The organism is Streptomyces sp. NRRL S-118 (assembly GCF_000716335.1).
Taxonomy (GTDB): Bacteria; Actinomycetota; Actinomycetes; order Streptomycetales; family Streptomycetaceae; genus Streptomyces.
The window spans coordinates 6,407-26,869 of record NZ_KL591012.1 but is presented as its reverse complement, the minus strand read 5'-3'; the positions used below and the strand labels follow the sequence as shown (position 1 = coordinate 26,869).

The window sequence follows — 20,463 nt, the reverse complement described above, 5'->3', positions numbered from 1 at the left end:
CCCGCCGCTGGGCGGGGCCGCGCGGGCCGCGGGAGCCCGCGGTCACTGCGCGCGCCAGGGGTCCCCCGGTCAGCCGCCCAGGGCCCGTACCGCCGCCGTGACGGCCACCGCGGCGGCGACCACCACCAGGAACGGTGCGCGCAGGACCAGGGCGAGCGCCGCGGCCGCGAGGCCCGCGCCGCGCGCGTCGACGACCAGCGCGTCGCCGGCGCTGAAGGTCTGCTGAGCGGTCAGCGCGGCGAGCAGGGCGACGGGCAGCAGCGCCGACAGCCGCTGGACGAGCGGTTTCTCGAGGGCCGCTGCCGGTACGAGCAGGCCGGCCAGCTTCAGCAGGTAGCAGCCGACGGCGGTCAGGGCGATGGCGATCCAGAAGTTCACCGCCGGGCTCCCTTCCGCCCGGCACCGGTCCGGCGTCCCTGGAGCCACAGCACCGCCGGCGCGGCGAGCGCCGCGACCAGCACCGGCACGCCTGCGGGCAGTACGGGCAGGAAACCCAGCCCGAGGACGACGGCAATCCCGGCGACGGCCCGCTCGGTGGTCGTACGGAGCATGGGAGCGAGCAGCGCGAGGAACACGGCCGGTCCGGCGGCGTCCAGGCCCCACGCGTCGGTGTCGCCGATGGCTTCCGCGCCCAGCGCTCCGAGGAGCGTGGTCAGGTTCCAGAGCATGTAGAGGGTGAGCCCGGTGACGGTGAAGCCGATCCGGGCGGCGCGCCGTGACGACTGGGCCAGGGAGACGGCCGCCGTCTCGTCGATGACCCAGTGCGCGGCGAACGGGCGGACGAACCGGGGCAGGGCGAGCAGCTGCGAGAGGCGCAGCCCGTAGAAGGCGTTCCGGGTGCCGAGGAAGAAGGCCCCCGCGGCGGCGGTGAACGGGTTCCCGCCGCCCGCGAGCGCCCCGACGAGGGCGAACTGCGAGGCGCCGGTGAAGACGAGGAGGCTGAGCGCACAGGTCTGGAGGGCGCTCAGGCCCGCACCGGCCGACGTCACGCCGAAGGCGAAACCGGAGAGGCCGACGGCCACCCCGACGCCGAGCGCGTCGCGCACGACGGCGCGGTCGGGCGCGGCCCCGGATCCCGGCTCGACGACCGCCCCTGCCTCGGCCATGCCCTCGGTCCCGGTCTCGGCCATGCCCTCGGACTCGGTCTCGGTCTCGGTCTCTGTCTCGGCGGTACGCAGGGGCCCGGCCGCGCCCGTCGGCCCGTCCCTGCGTGCCGGCGCCCCTCCCCGCACCGGCTCACCCCTGTGCGCCCGCGCTGGCGGGACCGTACGGGGTTCGGCTGCTCCGTCTCTCGGTGATGTCTGTTCTGCCACGCCCAGGACGCTACGGCGGGGGTTCGTCCCCGGTCTTGTACGTTCTTGCGCGCTCCCGCTGGTACGCGCCCGGCGGCACGCCCACGATGCGGGTGAAGTGCCGGTTCAGGTGGGGCTGATCGGTGAAGCCGACCGCGGCGGCCGCTGCCGCGGGCGTGGTGCCGGCCTCCAGGAGGCGGCGGGCCGCCCGCACGCGCGCGTTGGTCAGCCAGGTGTGCGGCGGCATGCCGTGGGCGGCCTTGAAGGCCCGCAGCAGGGCGAAGGGGCTGGTACCGAGCTCCTGTGCGAGCTGCTCGAGGGACGGCGGCTCGGTCATCCGCTCCTGGAGGAGCTCCCTGGCCAGCAGCGCGGTGCGCGTCCCTGCGGCGAGCGGCGGCCGGGCGGGCAGCGACCGGCCGTGGCGGCGAAGCAGCCGGGCGACCGCGATGCGCAGGAGGGTGTCGGCGGCGAGCGCGTTGCCCTCCTCGGCCGCCCGGTGGACCGCCCGTATCAGCTGGGCGGTGTCCTCGTCCTCGACGATGGTCTCGGCGAAGCCGGGCGTGCCGCGCAGTCCCGTCTCCTCCTGCGCGATGCCGGCCACCAGGCCGGAGGAGGGGTAGAGGGTCGCGTACGACCATCCTTCGGGCACCCCGGCGTGCGCGGAGTGCGGCACCTCGGGATTGATCATGACGACGGTGCCGGGGCGGGCCCGGATCGTGCCCTCGGGCATGACGACGTCCTCGATGCCGCGGCGGACCGCTCCGAGGACGAAGCCCTCGTGGCTGTGGCGGGCGAAGGAGTGGCGCACGTACCGGGCCCGGAGGAGGTCGAGTCCGGGCACGCCGGGGTACTGCCAGTGCCTGGCCCATTCTCCGTCCCGCGCGCTCGCCATGGGTCCATTCTGCGCCGGTCCCCACCGCTGCGACCTGCGTGTCCATGGCGTGGACGGCCCCGTGGCCCGCCGGCCGGTTCCGCCGCCGTGTCGTGCCGGGCCGGATTGTCAGTGGCGGGGTGCACGATGGGGGACATGGCCAGGACTGCGCTCGACTCGTTCTCCCCCCCGACCCGGGGCTGGTTCACGGGGGCCTTCAGCGCGCCCACCGCGGCGCAGGAAGGCGCCTGGCGTGCGATCGGCGCGGGCTCGGACGTGCTCGTCGTGGCACCGACCGGTTCCGGCAAGACGCTGGCCGCGTTCCTCGCCGCGCTCGACCGGCTCACCTCCACCCCGGTGCCCGCGGACGCGAAGAAGCGCTGCCGTGTGCTGTACGTGTCGCCGCTCAAGGCGCTCGCGGTCGATGTCGAGCGCAATCTGCGCAGCCCGCTGACCGGCATCCGGCAGGAGGCGGTGCGCCTGGGGCTGCCCGAGCCGGAGGTGCGGGTCGGCATCCGCTCGGGCGACACCCCGGCCGCCGAGCGGCGCTCGCTGGCCACGCGGCCGCCGGACATCCTGATCACGACGCCCGAGTCGCTGTTCCTGATGCTCACCTCGGCCACCCGCGACGCGCTGTCCGGTGTCGAGACCGTGATCCTGGACGAGGTGCACGCGGTCGCGGGCACGAAGCGGGGCGCTCACCTGGCCGTGTCCCTGGAGCGGCTGGACGAGCTGCTCCCGCGCCCGGCCCGCCGGATCGGGCTGTCGGCGACCGTGCGTCCGGTCGACGAGGTCGCGCGCTATCTGTCGCCGCAGCGGAAGGTGGAGATCGTCCAGCCGCGGTCCGGCAAGGAGTTCGACCTGTCCGTGGTCGTGCCGGTCGAGGACCTGGGCGAGCTGGGGGGCTCCCCGGCGACGGAGACCGACCAGGCCGAGCGGCCGTCGATCTGGCCGCACGTGGAGGAGCGTATCGCCGACCTCGTCCAGGCCCACCGCTCGACGATCGTCTTCGCCAACTCGCGGCGGCTGGCGGAGCGGCTGTGCAACCGGCTCAACGAGATCGCCTACGAGCGGGCCACCGGTGAGCCCCTGCCCGAGGACCAGTCCCCCGCCGAGGTGATGGCCCAGTCGGGCGCGGCGAAGGGGGCCCCGCCCCTGCTGGCCCGTGCGCACCACGGCTCGGTCTCCAAGGAGCAGCGGGCACTGGTGGAGGAGGACCTCAAGGCGGGCCGGCTGCCCGCCGTGGTCGCGACCTCCAGCCTGGAGCTGGGTATCGACATGGGCGCGGTGGATCTGGTCGTGCAGGTGGAGTCGCCGCCGTCCGTGGCGTCCGGCCTGCAGCGCGTCGGCCGGGCCGGTCACCAGGTGGGCGCGGTGTCCACGGGTGTCGTCTTCCCCAAGTACCGGGGCGACCTGGTACAGGCGGCCGTGGTGACCGAGCGGATGCGCAGCGGCTCCATCGAGTCCATGCGGATCCCGTCGAACCCCTTGGACGTACTCGCCCAGCAGCTGGTCGCCATGGTGGCCCTGGACACCTGGCAGTTCGACGACCTGCTGGCGGTGGTGCGGCGCGCGGCGCCGTTCGCGTCGCTGCCCGAATCGGCGTTCACGGCCGTCCTGGACATGCTCGCGGGCCGCTATCCGTCGGACGCGTTCGCCGAGTTGCGCCCGCGGGTGGTGTGGGACCGCGTCGCGGGCACGGTCACGGGCCGTCCGGGCGCGCAGCGCCTCGCCGTCACCTCGGGCGGCACGATTCCCGACCGCGGTCTCTTCGGGGTGTTCCTGGCCGGCGCCGACCCCAAGAAGGGCGGCGGCCGGGTCGGCGAGCTCGACGAGGAGATGGTCTACGAGTCGCGCGTGGGCGATGTGTTCACGCTGGGCACCTCCTCGTGGCGGATCGAGGACATCACCCGGGACCGGGTACTGGTCTCCCCCGCTCCCGGTGTCCCGGGCCGGCTGCCCTTCTGGAAGGGCGACCAGTTGGGCCGGCCGCTGGAACTGGGCCGCGCGGTGGGCGCGTTCCTGCGCGAGGTGGGCTCGCTGGAGCCGGACGACGCGCGGCTGCGGCTGCTGGCGGCGGGCCTCGACGCGTGGGCCGCGGACAACGTCATCGCGTACCTGGACGAGCAGCGCCGCGCCTGCGGGCACATCCCCGACGACCGCACGGTGCTCGTGGAGCGGTTCCGTGACGAGCTGGGCGACTGGCGGGTCGTGGTCCACTCGCCGTTCGGCGCGCAGGTCCACGCCCCGTGGGCGCTGGCGCTCGGCGCCCGGCTCTCCGAGCGGTACGGCATGGACGCCCAGGTCATGCACGCGGACGACGGCATCGTGCTGCGCCTGCCCGACGCGGACCTGATGGGGCTGGACCTGCTCGACCAGGATCCGGGCGCACCCGGGGCAGAGTACGACAGCGAGCAGGCCCCGGTCGGTGCCGCCGACGTCGTCTTCGACAAGGGCGACGTCGACCAGATCGTCACCGACCAGGTGGGCGGTTCCGCCCTGTTCGCGTCCCGGTTCCGCGAGTGCGCGGCCCGCGCCCTGCTGCTGCCCCGCCGCAACCCGGGCAGGCGCACCCCGCTGTGGCAGCAGCGGCAGCGGGCGGCCCAGCTGCTGCAGGTGGCGAGCGAGTTCGGTTCGTTCCCGATCGTCCTGGAGGCCGTCCGCGAGTGCCTGCAGGACGTCTTCGACGTGCCCGGACTGCAGGAGCTGATGGGCGACATCGAGTCGCGCCGCGTCCGCCTGGTCGAGGTCACCACCCCCGAGCCCTCCCCCTTCGCCCGCTCGCTGCTCTTCGGTTACGTCGCCCAGTTCCTCTACGAGGGCGACTCCCCGCTCGCGGAGCGGCGGGCGGCCGCCCTGTCCCTGGACTCGCGGCTGCTGGCCGAGCTGCTGGGCCAGGCCGAGCTGCGCGAGCTGCTGGACGCCGACGTCCTGACCGAGCTGGAGCGCGAGTTGCAGTGGCTCGCCGAGGACCGCCGCGTGAAGGACGTGGAGGGCGTCGCCGACATCCTGCGGGTCCTCGGCCCGCTCACCGGCGCGGAGCTGGCCGAGCGCGGCGCCGACCCGGCCTGGGCGGAGGAGCTCGCCACGACGCGCCGGGCGATCCGCGTCCGTATCGCCGGAGCCGACCACTGGGCGGCCGTCGAGGACGCGGGCCGACTGCGCGATGCCCTGGGCACCGCCCTCCCGGTCGGCGTTCCGGAGGCGTTCACCGAGCCGGTGAAGGACCCGCTGGGCGACCTCCTCGCGCGGTACGCGCGCACGCACGGGCCGTTCACCTCCTCCGCGGCCGCCGCCCGCTTCGGTCTGGGCACCGCCGTCACCGACGGCGCCCTGCACCGCCTGGCCGCGGCCGGCCGTGTGGTCCAGGGGGAGTTCCACCCCTCGGGCATCGGCCAGGAGTGGTGCGACGCGGCCGTCCTGCGCAGGCTGCGCCGCCGCTCCCTGGCCGCCCTGCGCCACGAGCTGGAGCCGGTGCCGCCCGCCGCGCTGGCCACCTTCCTCCCGCAGTGGCAGCACCTGGGCAGCAACAGCCTGCGCGGCATCGACGGACTGGCCCGCGCCGTCGAGCAGTTGCAGGGCGCCCCCGTCCCCGCCTCCGCCCTCGAGAAGCTGATCCTGCCCTCCCGTGTCTTCGGCTACAGCCCCACGCTCCTCGACGAGCTCACCACCACCGGAGAGGTCCTGTGGGCGGGCGCGGGTGCCCTGCCCGGCAAGGACGGCTGGGTCTCGCTCTACCTCGCCGACGCGGCGCCCCTGCTGCTCCCGGCGCCCCACCCCCTGGAGCTCACGGCCCTCCACGAATCGGTCCTGGCGACCCTCTCCGGTGGCTACGGCTTGTTCTTCCGCCAGATCGCCGACCAGGTGCGCGCCACCACGCACCCGGAAGCGACCGACCCGCAGCTCGCCGACGCCCTGTGGGACCTGGCCTGGTCGGGCCGGCTGACGAACGACACCCTCGCGCCTCTCCGCGCCCTGCTCGGCTCGGGCCGTACGGCGGGCTCCACCGCGCACCGTGCCAGGCGGACCGTCCCGCGCGGCCGGTACGGCACGCTCAGCGCGGCCGCCCACGCCGCTTCCCGCTCTGGTCCGCCGACCGTCAGCGGCCGTTGGTCGCTGCTTCCGCCCGCCGAGCCGGACCCGACGCACCGCGCCCACGCCCTGGCCCGCACCCTGCTCGACCGGCACGGCGTGGTCACCCGCGGCGCGGTCACCGCCGAAGGCGTGGAGGGCGGGTTCTCGGCGACATACCGGGTCCTGTCCGCTTTCGAGGACAGCGGACAGGCGCGCCGCGGCTACGTCGTCGAAGGACTGGGCGCCGCGCAGTTCGCGATGGACGGCGCGGTGGACCGGCTGCGCGCGGCGGCGAACGCCCGGGAACGCGCCGAGCAATCGGCCGCCCCGCGCGCGGTGGTCCTGGCCGCCGCCGACCCGGCCAACGCGTACGGCGCGGCTCTGCCGTGGCCGGAGCCGCCGACCGGCGCCGGGCACAAGCCGGGCCGCAAGGCGGGCTCCCTCGTCGTCCTCGCCGACGGCGAGCTCGCGCTCTACATGGAACGCGGCGGCAAGACCCTGCTGTCCTGGTCCACCGAGCCGGACGATCCGGTCCTCCTGGCCGCCGCCGAGGCGCTCGCGGGGGCTGCCCGCGCCGGATCCCTGGGCACCGTCACCGTGGAACGGATCAACGGCGGGGCGGCCCTGACGTCGCCGCTGTCCCGTGCCCTGGAGGCGGCGGGCTTCCACGCCACTCCCCGGGGCCTGCGCCTGCGGGCGTAGGCGGTGTCCGCCGCCCGGTCCCCCATCATGGAGGCATGCCCGAAGGAGACACCGTCTGGCTGACCGCCCGCCGCCTGCACGCCGCCCTGGCGGGCCGGCTCCTGACGCGCTCCGACCTGCGTGTCCCGCGCCTGGCCACCGCCGACCTGAGCGGCCGGGAGGTGCTCGACGTCACTCCCCGCGGCAAACACCTGCTCACCCGCGTCGAGGGCGGCCTCACCCTCCACTCCCACCTGCGGATGGACGGCTCCTGGAACGTCTACGCGCCCGGTGAGCGCTGGCGCGGCGGCCCCGCCCACCAGATCCGGGCCATCCTCGCCACCAGCGACCACACGGCCGTCGGCTACCGGCTGCCCGTGCTGGACCTCCTCCGCACGAGCGACGAGCACACCGTCGTCGGCCATCTCGGTCCCGACCTCCTGGGCCCGGACTGGGATGCCGACGAGGCCGTGCGGCGCGTGTGCGCGGACCCCGCCCGTCCCCTCGGGGAAGCGCTGCTGGACCAGCGGAACCTCGCCGGCATCGGCAATGTCTTCAAGTGCGAGCTCGCCTTCCTGGCCCGCGTCACCCCCTGGCTGCCCGTCGGCGAGCTCCCGCCCGGCGTCCCCGAGCGGCTGGTGGCCACCGCGCACCGCCTGCTGGACATCAACAAGGAGCGCTTCGACCGGCGCACCACCGGCAGTTCCCGCCCGGACCGGAAGCTGTACGTCTACGGCCGCAGGCACCAGCCCTGCTACCGCTGCGGCACCCCGATCCGCTGGGACGACAGCCACGAGCGGGTCTCCTACTGGTGCCCCGGCTGCCAGCAGGGCCCAGGGCCCGAAGCGGACCCAACAAGCTGATTGACGGCCCGTCAGTCCCCTCTGGGGCGCGTCGGGGAACCGGAGGACACCGGCCACGCCGTGCCGATGGGGCCTCCGGCGCCTCGGCCTTACGACACGTCAGGTCCTCCGCGCGCACGGCGGCGGTGCCATGCCCTGGTGACCCTGCGCACGACCGCGCGTGCGACCCGGGACCGGGCCGGAGGAGGTGAAGCGACATGGACCGGCAGCAGGCTCAAACCCCAGCCGCCCGCCGCCACGGCCCCTTCGAGCAGCCCGGCCCTACCGGGCGTCAGCGCCAGCCGCAGCATCGCCCAGAACCACACCGCGCCGAGAACCAACCCCAGTACGCACCGCACCAGCTTCATCGCCCGCCCGGCCCCGGCCGCGGCTGGTGGGCCGGCGGGCGCGGGCACCGCTCGTCGGGCCGTGGGCGCCGGCCGGGGCAGCATTCGCGCGAGTCCTCCGGCAGCCACGGAGAAGGGCGGCCCGGGCGCCGACCGCGGGGCGGCCGACCGCTCGAACGGCACGCGTGCCGCATGCGTCGCACCCACCGCGCGGGGCGCACCGGCCCTGCGTATCACCCGAGTGAGCACCGGCCTCGTGAGCCGTCGCCGTACCATGGCCGCCTCCTCCGGTCGACGCTAGACCGGCGCGATCATCCGGCGGGAGGGCGTACCGGTGCACGCCTCCAGCGCACGCCCGGCCGCCCCCGCGCGCTCCCCGGCCGTCGGCACCCGAGCGCCCGCCGCCGTCGACGACCTGTCGAAGCGGCCCGGCCGCGCGCCCGGGGAAACCGCCCCGTGAGAAGGCGGTTGCCCGGGCCGCCTCCGACGGACTCGCCCAGCGCGGCCCCGTCCATCGCCGCCACGGGCTCGCGCATCGAGAGCTCCTCCACCGCGAGCCCGCACCGCGAGCCCGTCCACGCGGTGCCGGCCGCCTACGCGCTCTCCGCCTGGCGGCTCTCCGCCTGGAACATCCAGGCGTGCTTCTCGAGGTCCGCGGTCAGGTCGATCAGCAGATCCTGGGTCACCGGGTCGGGCTTGTCCGTCGCCTCGATCCGCTCGCGCATCCGCCGGACCACGGCGCCGAGCCCGTCCACCAGGATCCGGACCGCGTCGTCGTCCTTGATCCACCCCGTCGGCACGGCGCCGACGGCGCTGTCGGACGCCACCGTCGCGGCTCGCCCGTCCGGGGTGATGCCCAGCGCCGAAGCGCGCTCCGCCACCACGTCGGCGTGCTGGCGGGCCGTGGCCACCACCTCGTCGAGCTGAAGGTGGATGGAGCGGAAGCGCGGCCCGACCACGTTCCAGTGCACCTGCTTGGCCACCAGGGACAGGTCGACCACGTCCACCAGCGCGCCCTGCAGGGCTTCGCCGACCACCTTCAGGTCGTCATCGGGCAGAGAGCTCTTCACGACAGTCATTCCGAATCCTCCGTTCCGGCGTGCGACGGTGCGCACACCCGTCCACCATTACACATACGACCCAAAACGGGCATTCGGGGTAAACGAAAGCCCCGGTCGGCCACTCGGGTACCCGACCGGGGCTCAGCTCAAAACGCGAGCCGAAAAGTGCTGAGCGCGCGCTCAGGCGGCGACGACGTCCACCGCCTCCGCGGGCGCCTTGATGGTCACCCGCTCGGTCGGCACGCCCGCCACCGACGTCACGGACACTGAATTGAGCATCGGACGCACTGGTGCCGGCACCGGCTCACTCGCCGCTGCCGATTCGGCCAGCTCCGCCAGCGAGAGCTCGTCGCTCACTTCTCGCATGAGCTCGGACATCCGTACGTCAAGCGCGTCGCAGATCGCGGAGAGCAGCTCGGAGGAAGCCTCCTTCTGCCCCCGCTCCACCTCGGAGAGATAGCCGAGCGAGACTCGGGCGGACGAGGAGACTTCGCGCAGAGTACGGCCCTGGCGCTGGCGCTGCCGACGCAGCACGTCACCCAGCAGGCGACGGAGCAGAATCATCGGTGGCTCCCTCCTCGGACCGCGTAGCCGCATCCTTCACGCCCCACCGTACCGCCTCGCGCTGCGGCCGTGCGGGGAGCGATGTCGTGTTCACTCAGGGCTGCAAACATCAATTCCCCCCGTTCTGTTCCGTATCCTGTGCCCGCGCATTCTCCGAGAGTTCGTCCGCGAGCAGTTCCAGCACGCTCCGTACACTCTCTCTACGGATTTCCGCGCGGTCGCCGTTCAATCGCAGGGCGACGACTTTCCCATCCCCGAGCGGCCCGCCGGAGGGCCCGCAGACGGCCACGAACACCGTTCCGACCGGCTGTCCGTCCTGCGGCTCGGGCCCCGCGACGCCCGTGGTCGCGACCCCCCAGCCGGCCCGCAGCCGGGTGCGCACACCCGCCGCCATCTGCAGCGCCACGTCCGGATCGACCGCCCCCCGGTCCTCCAGAAGGGCCCGGTCGACGCCCAGCAGGTCCCGCTTCAGCTCCGTGGCGTACGCCGTGACCGACCCGCGGAAGGACCGTGAGGCGCCCGGTACCGACGTCAGCTCGGCGGCGACCAGTCCACCCGTGAGGGACTCCGCCACCGCCACCGTCTGGTCACGCTCCGCAAGCAGCATGAGCGCGCGCTCGGCAGGGTTCATCGCCCCGCCTCCGATCCACGCTCCGCCCCGGTTCCCGTCTCGGACCGCGCAGCGGCCTCCGACGCCGATCCGGACTGCGGCGCTCCGGCCTGCGCCGGCCCGGCCGCAGCTCCACCGGCACCGCCCGCGCCGGCTCCGGCGACCTCGGCGGCGGCCTGCCCGGCGTGGTCCGCGACGAGCCGTGCCCGCTCGGCCGCAAGGCCGCGGCGGCGCAGCACCACCGCTTGCCGCACGTAGTCGAGACCCGTGACGACCGTCAACACGACGGCCAGCGCCATCACCCAGAAGCGGAGGGTCGCCAGCGGCCCCGTCAGCATGAGCACGTACATACCGACCGCGGTGCCCTGCGCCAGCGTCTTCATCTTGCCGCCGCGGCTGGCGGGGATGACCCCGTGCCGGATGACCCAGAACCGCATCAGCGTGATGCCCAGCTCGCGGAAGAGGATCACACCCGTGACCCACCAGGGCAGGTCCCCCAGCGCCGACAGGCACACCAGTCCGGCAGCCATGATCGCCTTGTCGGCGATCGGATCGGCGATCTTGCCGAAGTCGGTGACCAGGTTGTACGCCCGGGCCAGATGGCCGTCGAACACGTCCGTGATCATGGCGACGGCGAAGGCCGCCCACGCCCAGGCACGCCAGGCGGGGTCGTACCCGCCGTCCTGGAGCATCAGCACCACGAAGGCCGGCACGAGCACCAGCCGCACCATGGTCAGGATATTGGCGATGTTCCAGAGGCTGGCCTGGTTGACGGCCGCAGCGCCCAGCTTGCCGCCGGGCGGCGTCGGCCTGCCCGCACCGCCCGCGGCGGATGCCGGGACTCCGGTCATCTGCCCGCCTCCTCGAAAAGACACTCGGCGATCAGGTCGACGCCCTCGGTCCCGACGACCTTCGCCGTGACCATACGGCCCGGCTTGAGGCCCTCGGTCGTCGTGAAGACGACCTGACCGTCGGTCTCGGGCGCCTGGTTCGGGCCCCGGCCGACGGCACCGTCACCGTCCGGCGACGCGTCGACCGACTCGACCAGTACCTCCATCGTCTCGCCGATCCGCTCCTCCGCGCGCTGCGCGGTGAGCTCGTCGGCGAGCCGGGTGAGATGGGCGAGCCGGGCGTCGACGACGTCCTGGTCGAGCTTGTCCTCGTACGTGGCGGCCTCCGTGCCGTCCTCGTCCGAGTAGCCGAACACGCCGATGGCGTCGAGGCGGGCGTGCGTGAGGAAGCGTTCCAGCTCGGCGAAGTCCTCCTCGGTCTCACCGGGGAAGCCCACGATGAAGTTGGAGCGCACACCGGCCTGCGGCGCCTTGCCGCGGATGGTGTCCAGCAGCTCCAGGAACCGGTCGGTGTCGCCGAAGCGGCGCATGGCGCGCAGCACACCCGGCGCCGAGTGCTGGAAGGACAGGTCGAAGTAGGGCGCGACCTTCTCGGTGGACGTCAGGACGTCGATGAGTCCGGGGCGCATCTCGGCGGGCTGCAGGTAGCTGACGCGTACGCGCTCGATGCCGTCGACCGCCGCCAGCTCCGGCAGCAGGGTCTCCAGCAACCGGATGTCGCCCAGGTCCTTGCCGTACGAGGTGTTGTTCTCGGAGACCAGCATGATCTCCTTGACGCCCTGCTCGGCGAGCCAGCGGGTCTCGCCGAGGACGTCGGAGGGTCGGCGCGAGACGAAGGAGCCGCGGAAGGACGGGATGGCGCAGAAGGAGCAGCGCCGGTCGCAGCCGGAGGCGAGCTTCACCGAGGCGACCGGGCTGCGGTCCAGCCGGCGGCGCAGCGGGGCGCGCGGGCCGGAGGCCGGTGCGAGGCCCTCGGGCAGGTCCTCCGGGGCGGGGGCGGGCTCCTGCGCGTGACCGGGCAGGGCGATCCCGGCGGCCGCCTCCTGGCGCTGTACGGGGCTCAGCGGCAGCAGCTTGCGCCGGTCGCGCGGGGTGTGCGCCTCGACGCTGCCACCGCTCAGGATGGTCTGGAGGCGGCCGGAGATGTCGGCGTAGTCGTCGAAGCCGAGCACACCGTCGGCCTCGGGCAGCGCCTCGGCGAGCTCCTTGCCGTACCGCTCGGCCATGCAGCCGACCGCGACGACGGCCTGGGTCCTGCCGTGGTCCTTCAGATCATTGGCTTCCAGCAGGGCGTCGACGGAGTCCTTCTTGGCGGCCTCGACGAACCCACAGGTGTTGACGACCGCGACATCCGCGTCGGCGGCGTCCTGGACGAGCTCCCAGCCGTCCGCTGCCAAGCGGCCTGCGAGCTCCTCCGAGTCCACCTCGTTACGGGCGCAGCCAAGAGTGACAAGGGCGACGGTACGGCGTTCGGGCATGGACTCAAGACTACTTCGTCCCGGCCATGCCCCCGGCGCCACCCTTTTGCGGGGCTCCGCCGCCCTGTCCCCGATGCCCGGCAGGCGGCCCGCAGCGCCCTACGGGCCCGCCCGGCGGTCCTGCCGGCGTCACCCGACCTGGGGATCGCCCTTCGTGTACGACAGGCGCTCGACCTGCCCGGCCTCGAACTTCTCGTCGACCTTCTTGCCGTTCACGAAGAGCTCGATCGCCCCGGCGTTGCCCAGGATGAGATCGATCTTCTCGTCGTCCTGGAAGGTCTTGGAGTCGCCTTCCAGGAGAAGCCCGTCGAAGAGCAGCTTGCCGTCGCTGGCCTTGGCGGAGATCCAGCTCTTGTCGTCGGTCGCGGTGAGCCTGACGGTGACCTTGTCCTTCGGGACGGCCGCGATCGCGCTCTCGGACGGCGCGGGCGGCGGGACGACCGGCTTGGGCGGCTTCGGCTTCGGGACCGGCTTCTGGGCGGGGGCCGGGCCTTCCGCGACGTGCGTGGTGGTGGAGGCGCTGTCGTCGCCGTTGAACATCGTGAAGCCGACGAAGCCGATCACGGCGACGATGGCGGCGACCATGGCGGCGGTCCAGTTGGGGCGCCGCCGGTCGGGGCGGATGCGTTCGGCCTCGAAGAGCGGCGCGGCGGGCGTCGGCGAGGGCCGGCCGCCGTGCTCGGCGTCGTACTGCTCGACCAGGCGGACCGGATCGAGGCCGACGGCACGCGCGAGCATACGGATGTGCCCCCGGGCGTAGACGTCGCCGCCGCACCGTGAGTAGTCGTCCTCCTCGATGGCGTGCACGATCGGGATGCGCACGCGCGTGGAGGTGCTGACCTCCTCGACGGTCAGCCCCCTGTCGACACGGGCCTGCTGGAGGACGCGGCCGATCGAGGGGCGGTCCGCCTCCGGTCCCGCGGGGCCGGAAGCGTCCGAAGGGGTCGGCGTCCCGGTGCCCTCGGGCGTATCCGAGGGTCCGGACGGAACGGACGAAGGGGGCGAAGGCCGGTCGTCTTCGGGGGATTTGCCGATGGACACGAGGGCGCCTTTCGAGCGTGTAACCACCTGCTGGAGGTTCAGTCTATGGGTGGTACGAAAGGGTTAAGCAACCGGGCGGACGCAGTTTGTACGCCATAGGAATGGCCGTGCGCCCGAAGGACGGGACGGGCAGGAGATCCATTGTCCGTCTCTCTTCCCAACTTGACGTACGACGCGGGGAAACGGTTGCTCACGATCCCCTTACGAGTGAGACTCCATCAGGACTCGGACGGCGGATACCTACCCCTCCGACTCCCCCCGGATCAGTGCGAGTACTCCATCCAGCTCATCCGGTTTGACAAGGACGTCCCGTGCCTTGGACCCCTCGCTCGGCCCGACGATGTTGCGCGACTCCATCAGGTCCATCAGCCGGCCGGCCTTGGCGAAGCCCACGCGCAGCTTGCGCTGGAGCATCGAGGTGGAACCGAACTGCGTGGTGACGACCAGTTCGGCGGCCTGGCACAGCAGGTCGAGGTCGTCGCCGATGTCCTCGTCGATCTCCTTCTTCTTCTGGGATCCCACCGTGACGTCGTCGCGGAAGACCGGCGCCATCTGGTCCTTGCAGTGCTGGACGACCGCCTGGACCTCCTCCTCGGTGACGAAGGCGCCCTGCATGCGGACGGGTTTGTTCGCCCCCATCGGCAGGAAGAGGCCGTCGCCCTTGCCGATGAGCTTCTCCGCGCCCGGCTGGTCCAGGATGACCCGGCTGTCGGCGAGCGACGAGGTGGCGAAGGCGAGCCGCGAGGGCACGTTCGCCTTGATGAGTCCGGTGACGACGTCCACGGACGGCCGCTGGGTGGCCAGCACCAGGTGGATGCCGGCCGCGCGGGCCAGCTGCGTGATGCGGACGATGGCGTCCTCGACGTCCCGCGGCGCGACCATCATCAGGTCCGCGAGCTCGTCGACGATGACCAGCAGGTACGGGTACGGCTGGAGCTCGCGCTCGCTGCCCTCGGGCTGCTTGACCTTTCCGGCCCGTACGGCGGCGTTGAAGTCGTCGATGTGCCGGAAGCCGTACGCCGCCAGGTCGTCGTAGCGCAGGTCCATCTCGCGCACGACCCACTGGAGCGCTTCGGCCGCCCGCTTGGGGTTGGTGATGATGGGCGTGATGAGGTGCGGAATGCCTTCGTAGGCGGTGAGTTCGACGCGCTTGGGGTCGACCAGCACCATCCGTACGTCCTCGGGGGTCGCCCTTATCATCACCGAGGTGATCAGGCAGTTGATGCACGACGACTTGCCGGACCCGGTGGCACCGGCGACGAGCACGTGCGGCATCTTCGCCAGGTTGGCCATCACGTAGCCGCCCTCGACGTCCTTGCCGAGCGCGACCAGCATCGGGTGGTCGTCCTCGGCGGCGTCGGCGAGGCGCAGGACGTCACCGACCTTGACCATCTCGCGGTCGGTGTTCGGGATCTCGATGCCGACGGCCGACTTGCCGGGGATCGGCGAGATGATCCGGACGTCGGGGCTGGCGACGGCGTAGGCGATGTTCTTGGTCAGCGCCGTGATCCGCTCGACCTTCACGGCCGGGCCGAGCTCCACCTCGTACCGCGTGACCGTCGGCCCGCGGGTGAAGCCGGTGACGGCCGCGTCCACCTTGAACTCGGAGAAGACGTTGGTCAGCGCGGCGACGATCGCGTCGTTGGCGGCGCTGCGGGTCTTGCCCGGGCCGCCGCGCTCCAGCAGGTCGAGCGAGGGCAGGACGTAGGTGATGTCCCCGGCGAGCTGGAGCTGCTCGGCACGCGGCGGCAGGGACTGCCCCTCGTCCCGCACGGGCGCGGCCTTGGTGAGGTCCGGGACCTGGCCGGAGGAGGCTCCCGCCCGGCGGCCGGGCTGCACGGCGTCCCGCGCGGGCGGGACGGGCGCGGCGCTCTCCCCGGTGTCCCGTGCGTCGCGGGCGTCCCGTGCGTCGCGCTTCCGGTCGGCCGTGACCTCCCGGGTCAGGTCGGCGACCACCGGCGAGGGCGGCATGCCGTTCAGTACGGCGCCGTCGAGCGCGGCCGCGGCCGCCGCCGCGATGTCGACCGCGTCCCTGGGCCGGTCGAAGTCCGGCTCGGGGACGGCCGCCGTCCTCCGCGGCCGCCTGCGGCGGGTGAGCGCCTCCTCCTCGGCCTGCTCCGGGCCGTGGGCGTCGTACGCACCGGCGGGCGGCACCGCCCCGCGCCTCCGGGCGGGCAGCGCCTCCCGCCACTGCTCGTCGTAGCGCTCGTCGTCCTCCCCGGGGCCGACGGCCCCGGGTTCGAGCAGCCCGAGACGGGTCCCGAGCGCACGCAGCCGCTGCGGGATGGCGTAGACGGGCGTCGCCGTGACCACGAGCAGCCCGAAGACGGTGAGCAGCACCAGCAGGGGGACGGCGAGGACCTCCCCCATCATGAAGACCAGCGGCTTGGAGGCGCTCCAGCCGATCAGGCCGCCCGCGTCCCGCACCGCCTCGCTGCCCTGGTCGCGGCCGGGCGAGCCGCACGCGATGTGCACCTGCCCCAGCACGCCGATGACGAGGGCGGACAAGCCGATGACGATCCGCCCGTTGGCCTCAGGTTTCTCGGGGTGGAGGATGAGGCGGACCGCGACGGCGCCGACCAGCAGCGGTACGAGGAGGTCGAGCCGCCCGAACGCGCCGGTCACCAGCATCTCGACGAGGTCGCCGACCGGGCCGCGGAGGTTGGCCCAGGTGCCGGCGGCGACGATCAGGGCGATGCCGAGGAGGAGCAGCGCCAGCCCGTCCTTGCGGTGCGCGGGGTCGAGCCCCTTGGCGCCGCGCCCTATGCCGCGGAACATCGCGCCGACCGCGTGGGCGAGGCCGAGCCACAGGGCGCGGACGAGCCGGTACAGCCCCCCGGTGGGGGACGGTGCCGCCTTCGACGCGCCCTTGGCGCCGGCCGCCGCCTTCCTGGCGGCGGCCTTCTTGGCGGGGACCTTCTTCGCCGCGGCCTTCCTGGCGGCAGGCGCGGCCCTCTTGACGGGTGGCTTGGCGGGTGCCGCCTTCTTCGCGGCGCCGGCGGCGCCTGTCGTACGGCCGGCGGCGCGCGGCTTCGCGGTGCCCGCCGTGCCGTGGGGACCCTTGCCGGACGTACGTGAGGCCATGGGGGTGAGATTACCGGTGTGGGACGCGGTGGACACGTGTGCCTACCGCTTCACCCGTTCGTGTCGTCCGCGCGGTCACCGCAAACTGACGACGGCTCAACGAGGGCCGTGAGCCGGGTGGCCGCCCCCACGGTGACCGAGGAGGCACCGACGGTACGTCGTACCGGCGGCGGAGTCACTGACGGCCCGTCAGGCGGACAGCGCGTCAGCCCTGTACGGGAAGGCCGGGCGAGCCCCCTCCGCTGCCGGGCTCCAGGGCGTCCAGCGCCCGGCGCAGTCCGGTGAGTTTGCGCTCCAGGTGCGCGGCGGTGGCGACGGCCGCGGCGTCCGCCGACTCGTCGTCGAGCTGCTTGGAGAGGGCCTCGGCCTGCTCCTCGACCGCGGCGAGGCGGGCGGAGAGCTCGGCGAGCAGACCAGCGGACTCACGGGCCGCGCCGTCCTGGCCGCCCTGGCCGCCTTCGAGCTGGAGCCGCAGCAGCGCCGCCTGCTCGCGCAGCTGACAGTTCTTCATGTACAGCTCGACGAAGACCGAGACCTTGGCGCGCAGCACCCAGGGGTCGAACGGCTTGGAGATGTAGTCGACGGCCCCGGCCGCGTACCCGCGGAAGGTGTGGTGCGGGCCGTGGTTGATCGCGGTGAGGAAGATGATCGGGATGTCCCGCGTCCGTTCCCGACGCTTGATGTGCGCGGCGGTCTCGAAACCGTCCATTCCCGGCATCTGGACATCCAGCAGAATGACCGCGAAGTCGTCCGTCAGCAGCGCCTTGAGCGCTTCCTCCCCTGACGATGCCCGGACCAGCGTCTGATCGAGCGCAGAGAGGATGGCCTCCAGCGCCAGCAGATTCTCCGGTCGGTCATCGACCAGGAGGATCTTGGCCTTCTGCACCATGGCCCGTCCTCCTCGCCCCGGCAGTTGGCCGGGCGCCGCCCCAGGGGACGACTCCCTTGCGCCGTCCGTCCTTGTGCCGGTCATGGTAGCCGCACCCCGCCTGTCGCCACACCCTGTCACCGCGATGTCACTGTGCACATAGCAGAAACGCGGTGGGAGACCAGAAGGTTCCCCGTACGCCGCCCTCTCACACGCCTTCGACCACAGTCAGTCAACAACTCGCCGTCATCCGTGCAGCACCCGATCACTCTCCGCGCATCCACTGCTCCATCACGGAGAGCAGATGATCCGGATCCACCGGCTTCGTAACGTAATCGGACGCCCCGGACTCGATGGCCTTCTCCCGGTCGCCCTTCATCGCCTTCGCCGTCAGCGCGATGATCGGCAGGCCGGCGAACTGCGGCATCCGCCGGATCGCCGTCGTCGTCGCGTATCCGTCCATCTCCGGCATCATGATGTCCATCAGGACGACCGCCGCGTCGTCGTGCTGCTCCAGCACCTCGATGCCCTCACGGCCGTTCTCGGCGTACAGCACCGCCAGCCCGTGCTGCTCCAGGACGCTGGTGAGCGCGAAGACGTTGCGGATGTCGTCGTCGACGATGAGCACCTTCTCACCGTTGAACGCGAAGCGGTGTCCCGGCGCGTGCGCGTCCTCCTGACCGGCGCCCGGCCACTCCTGCGCCCCGGACGCCGCACCGGCCGCCGGGCCCGCGGCCACCCCCGAAGCCTGCTGCCCCCCGGCCGCCGGGGAAGGCGCCTCCTGCGGCTGCGCCGTCCGGCCCGGCAGCGCCGCCCGCGGCTCCGCCCGGCCCACCGCCCTGCGGCGATGCCGGAACAGCGCCCCTCCGCCCGAGCGCCCGTCCTGCGCCGCCTCGCCGAATCCCTCCGGCCCCTGGCCGTCGGAGCCACCGGGCTCCGCACCCGAGCCCTGATGCCCGTACCCGTGCGGCGGCAGCTCGCTGGGGTGCAGCGGCAGGTACAGCGTGAAGGTCGAGCCACGGCCCGGCTCGCTCGCCGCGTGGATCTCGCCGCCCAGCAGCCGCGCGATCTCCCGGCTGATCGACAGCCCCAGACCCGTACCGCCGTACTTGCGGCTCGTCGTACCGTCCGCCTGCTTGAACGCCTCGAAGATCACCCGCATCTTGCTGGCGGCGATGCCGATCCCCGTGTCGGTCACCGAGAACGCGATCAGGTCGCCGTCCGGCTCGCTCAGCGAACCCGCCTCCAGCAACTGCTCGCGGATCGACTGCGGCACGTCCGCCCTGGCGGGCCGGATCACCAGCTCCACCGCCCCGCTGTCGGTGAACTTCACCGCGTTCGACAGCAGGTTGCGCAGCACCTGCAGCAGCCGCTGCTCGTCGGTGTGGAGCGTGGCCGGCAGTTCCGGCGACACCCGTACGGAGAAGTCCAGGCCCTTCTCGGCGGTCAGCGGCCGGAACGTCGCCTCCACGTAGTCGACGAGCTGGACCAGCGCGATCCGGGTCGGGCTGACGTCCATCTTGCCCGCCTCGACCTTCGACAGGTCGAGGATGTCGTTGATCAGCTGGAGCAGGTCCGAACCGGCACCGTGGATGGTCTCGGCGAACTCGACCTGCTTCGGCGACAGGTTGCCCTCCGCGTTGTCCGCGAGCAGCTTCGCCAGGATGAGCAGCGAGTTCAGCGGCGTACGCAGCTCGTGCGACATGTTCGCCAGGAACTCCGACTTGTAGCGCATGGAGACGGCGAGCTGCTCGGCCCGCTCCTCCAGCACCTGCCGCGCCTCCTCGATCTCGGTGTTCTTCACCTCGATGTCGCGGTTCTGCTGCGCCAGCAGCTCGGCCTTCTCCTCCAGCTCGGCGTTGGAGTCCTGCAGCGCCTTCTGCCGGCTCTCCAGTTCCGCCGAACGCTCCCGCAGCTGCTCCGTCAGCTCCTGCGACTGCTCGAGCAGCACCTCGGTCTTGGTGTTGACGCTGATGGTGTTGACGCTCGTCGCGATCATCTCGGCGATCTGGTTCAGGAAGTCGCGCTGGATCTGCGTGAAGGGCTGGAACGACGCCAGCTCGATCACGCCGAGGACCTTCCCCTCGAAGAGCACTGGCAGCACGATCACATGCGCCGGGGCGGCCTCCCCGAGCCCGGACGAGATCTTGAGGTAACCGGGCGGCACATTGACCTGGATGGTCCGCTTCTCCTCGGCGGCCGTACCGATCAGCGTCTCGCCCGGCCGGAAGGACGTGGGCATCGACCCGGCCGAGTAGCCGTAGCTGCCGCGCATGACCAGCACGTACGAGCCGTCCTCGTCCGCCCCGATCTCGTTGCCGCCGCCCGTGGGCATCGCCAGGAAGAACGCGCCGTGCTGCGCCGAGACCACCGGGGTCAGCTCGCTCATGATCAGCGACGCCACGTCGTCGAGGTCGCGCCGGCCCTGCATCAGACCGGAGATCCGGGCCAGGTTGCCCTTGAGCCAGTCCTGCTCCTCGTTGGCGAGGGTGGTGTCGCGCAGGTTGGCGATCATCGTGTTGATGTTGTCCTGGAGGACCTGGATCTCGCCCGCCGCATCGACGTCGATCTTCAGGTTCAGGTCACCGCGGGTCACCGCCGTGGCGACGGCCGCGATCGCGCGCACCTGCCGCGTCAGGTTCCCGGCCATCTCGTTCACCGACTCGGTCAGGTCGCGCCAGGTGCCGTCCACGTCCCGGACCCGGGCCTGGCCGCCGAGGATGCCCTCGGTACCCACCTCGCGGGCCACCCGCGTGACCTCCTCGGCGAACGACGAGAGCTGGTCGACCATCGTGTTGA

The 20,463-nt window shown here is 72.8% G+C and carries 15 protein-coding genes; 2 read left to right on the top strand and 13 right to left on the bottom strand.

What is annotated here, in order from left to right; translation table 11 throughout:
• Window positions 1-69: 69 nt before the first annotated feature.
• The 3 genes from IH00_RS0120820 to IH00_RS0120810 all read right to left on the bottom strand — a co-directional run bounded on the left by IH00_RS0120820 (window position 70) and on the right by IH00_RS0120810 (window position 2,184).
• On the bottom strand, window positions 70-378 hold the full coding sequence (locus IH00_RS0120820; protein ID WP_031075767.1) for an AzlD domain-containing protein: 309 nt from the start codon (window positions 376-378) through the stop codon (window positions 70-72).
• Window positions 375-1,106, bottom strand: coding sequence for an AzlC family ABC transporter permease (locus tag IH00_RS0120815; protein ID WP_031075765.1), 732 nt, complete (start codon window positions 1,104-1,106; stop codon window positions 375-377). The genes IH00_RS0120820 and IH00_RS0120815 overlap by 4 nt, the downstream gene beginning before the upstream one ends.
• Window positions 1,107-1,323: 217 nt before the next feature.
• The gene (locus IH00_RS0120810; protein WP_031075763.1) at window positions 1,324-2,184 is read right to left on the bottom strand and encodes an AraC family transcriptional regulator; all 861 of its coding nucleotides are present in this window, start codon (window positions 2,182-2,184) and stop codon (window positions 1,324-1,326) included.
• A 135-nt stretch (window positions 2,185-2,319) separates the two neighbouring features.
• Between IH00_RS0120810 and IH00_RS0120805 the strand changes: the two genes are divergently transcribed.
• Together IH00_RS0120805 and IH00_RS0120800 are read left to right on the top strand one after the other, a co-directional pair.
• Window positions 2,320-6,939 carry an ATP-dependent helicase gene (locus IH00_RS0120805; RefSeq protein ID WP_031075761.1) on the top strand — a complete coding sequence of 1,540 codons (4,620 nt, stop codon included), beginning with the start codon at window positions 2,320-2,322 and terminating at the stop codon, window positions 6,937-6,939.
• 35 nt (window positions 6,940-6,974) lie between these two features.
• The gene (locus IH00_RS0120800) at window positions 6,975-7,781 is read left to right on the top strand and encodes an Fpg/Nei family DNA glycosylase (RefSeq protein ID WP_031075759.1); all 807 of its coding nucleotides are present in this window, start codon (window positions 6,975-6,977) and stop codon (window positions 7,779-7,781) included.
• Window positions 7,782-7,870: 89 nt separating this feature from the next.
• Here IH00_RS0120800 and IH00_RS44190 read toward each other — a convergent pair whose 3' ends face one another.
• From IH00_RS44190 to IH00_RS44185, 10 genes are all read right to left on the bottom strand, one after another.
• Window positions 7,871-8,128, bottom strand: coding sequence for a hypothetical protein (locus IH00_RS44190; protein ID WP_078887880.1), 258 nt, complete (start codon window positions 8,126-8,128; stop codon window positions 7,871-7,873).
• A 572-nt stretch (window positions 8,129-8,700) separates the two neighbouring features.
• The gene (locus IH00_RS0120790) at window positions 8,701-9,186 is read right to left on the bottom strand and encodes a Dps family protein (RefSeq protein WP_031075757.1); all 486 of its coding nucleotides are present in this window, start codon (window positions 9,184-9,186) and stop codon (window positions 8,701-8,703) included.
• Between the two features lie 162 nt (window positions 9,187-9,348).
• On the bottom strand, window positions 9,349-9,732 hold the full coding sequence (locus tag IH00_RS0120785) for a helix-turn-helix domain-containing protein (protein ID WP_019889909.1): 384 nt from the start codon (window positions 9,730-9,732) through the stop codon (window positions 9,349-9,351).
• 109 nt (window positions 9,733-9,841) lie between these two features.
• Window positions 9,842-10,363 (bottom strand): CinA family protein, encoded by a 522-nt coding sequence (locus tag IH00_RS0120780; protein WP_031075754.1) that lies wholly within the window; start codon window positions 10,361-10,363, stop codon window positions 9,842-9,844.
• Window positions 10,360-11,193: a CDP-diacylglycerol--glycerol-3-phosphate 3-phosphatidyltransferase gene (gene pgsA, locus IH00_RS0120775; RefSeq protein ID WP_031075752.1), complete on the bottom strand. Its 834-nt coding sequence runs from the start codon at window positions 11,191-11,193 to the stop codon at window positions 10,360-10,362. Before pgsA ends, IH00_RS0120780 begins: the two co-directional genes overlap by 4 nt.
• A complete protein-coding gene (rimO, locus tag IH00_RS0120770) occupies window positions 11,190-12,671 on the bottom strand; it encodes a 30S ribosomal protein S12 methylthiotransferase RimO (RefSeq protein WP_052411530.1) in 1,482 nt (493 codons plus the stop codon). The genes pgsA and rimO overlap by 4 nt, the downstream gene beginning before the upstream one ends.
• A gap of 129 nt (window positions 12,672-12,800) precedes the next feature.
• The gene (locus IH00_RS0120765) at window positions 12,801-13,712 is read right to left on the bottom strand and encodes a helix-turn-helix domain-containing protein (protein WP_078887868.1); all 912 of its coding nucleotides are present in this window, start codon (window positions 13,710-13,712) and stop codon (window positions 12,801-12,803) included.
• Between the two features lie 240 nt (window positions 13,713-13,952).
• Window positions 13,953-16,796 carry a DNA translocase FtsK gene (locus tag IH00_RS0120760; protein WP_052411529.1) on the bottom strand — a complete coding sequence of 948 codons (2,844 nt, stop codon included), beginning with the start codon at window positions 16,794-16,796 and terminating at the stop codon, window positions 13,953-13,955.
• A gap of 205 nt (window positions 16,797-17,001) precedes the next feature.
• Complete coding sequence (locus tag IH00_RS0120755) at window positions 17,002-17,685, bottom strand: response regulator (RefSeq protein WP_031075745.1); 684 nt, start codon at window positions 17,683-17,685, stop codon at window positions 17,002-17,004.
• Window positions 17,686-17,929: 244 nt separating this feature from the next.
• Window positions 17,930-20,463, bottom strand: a 2,534-nt coding sequence (locus IH00_RS44185) for an ATP-binding protein (RefSeq protein ID WP_234334909.1), incomplete at its 5' end; no start/stop codon positions are given.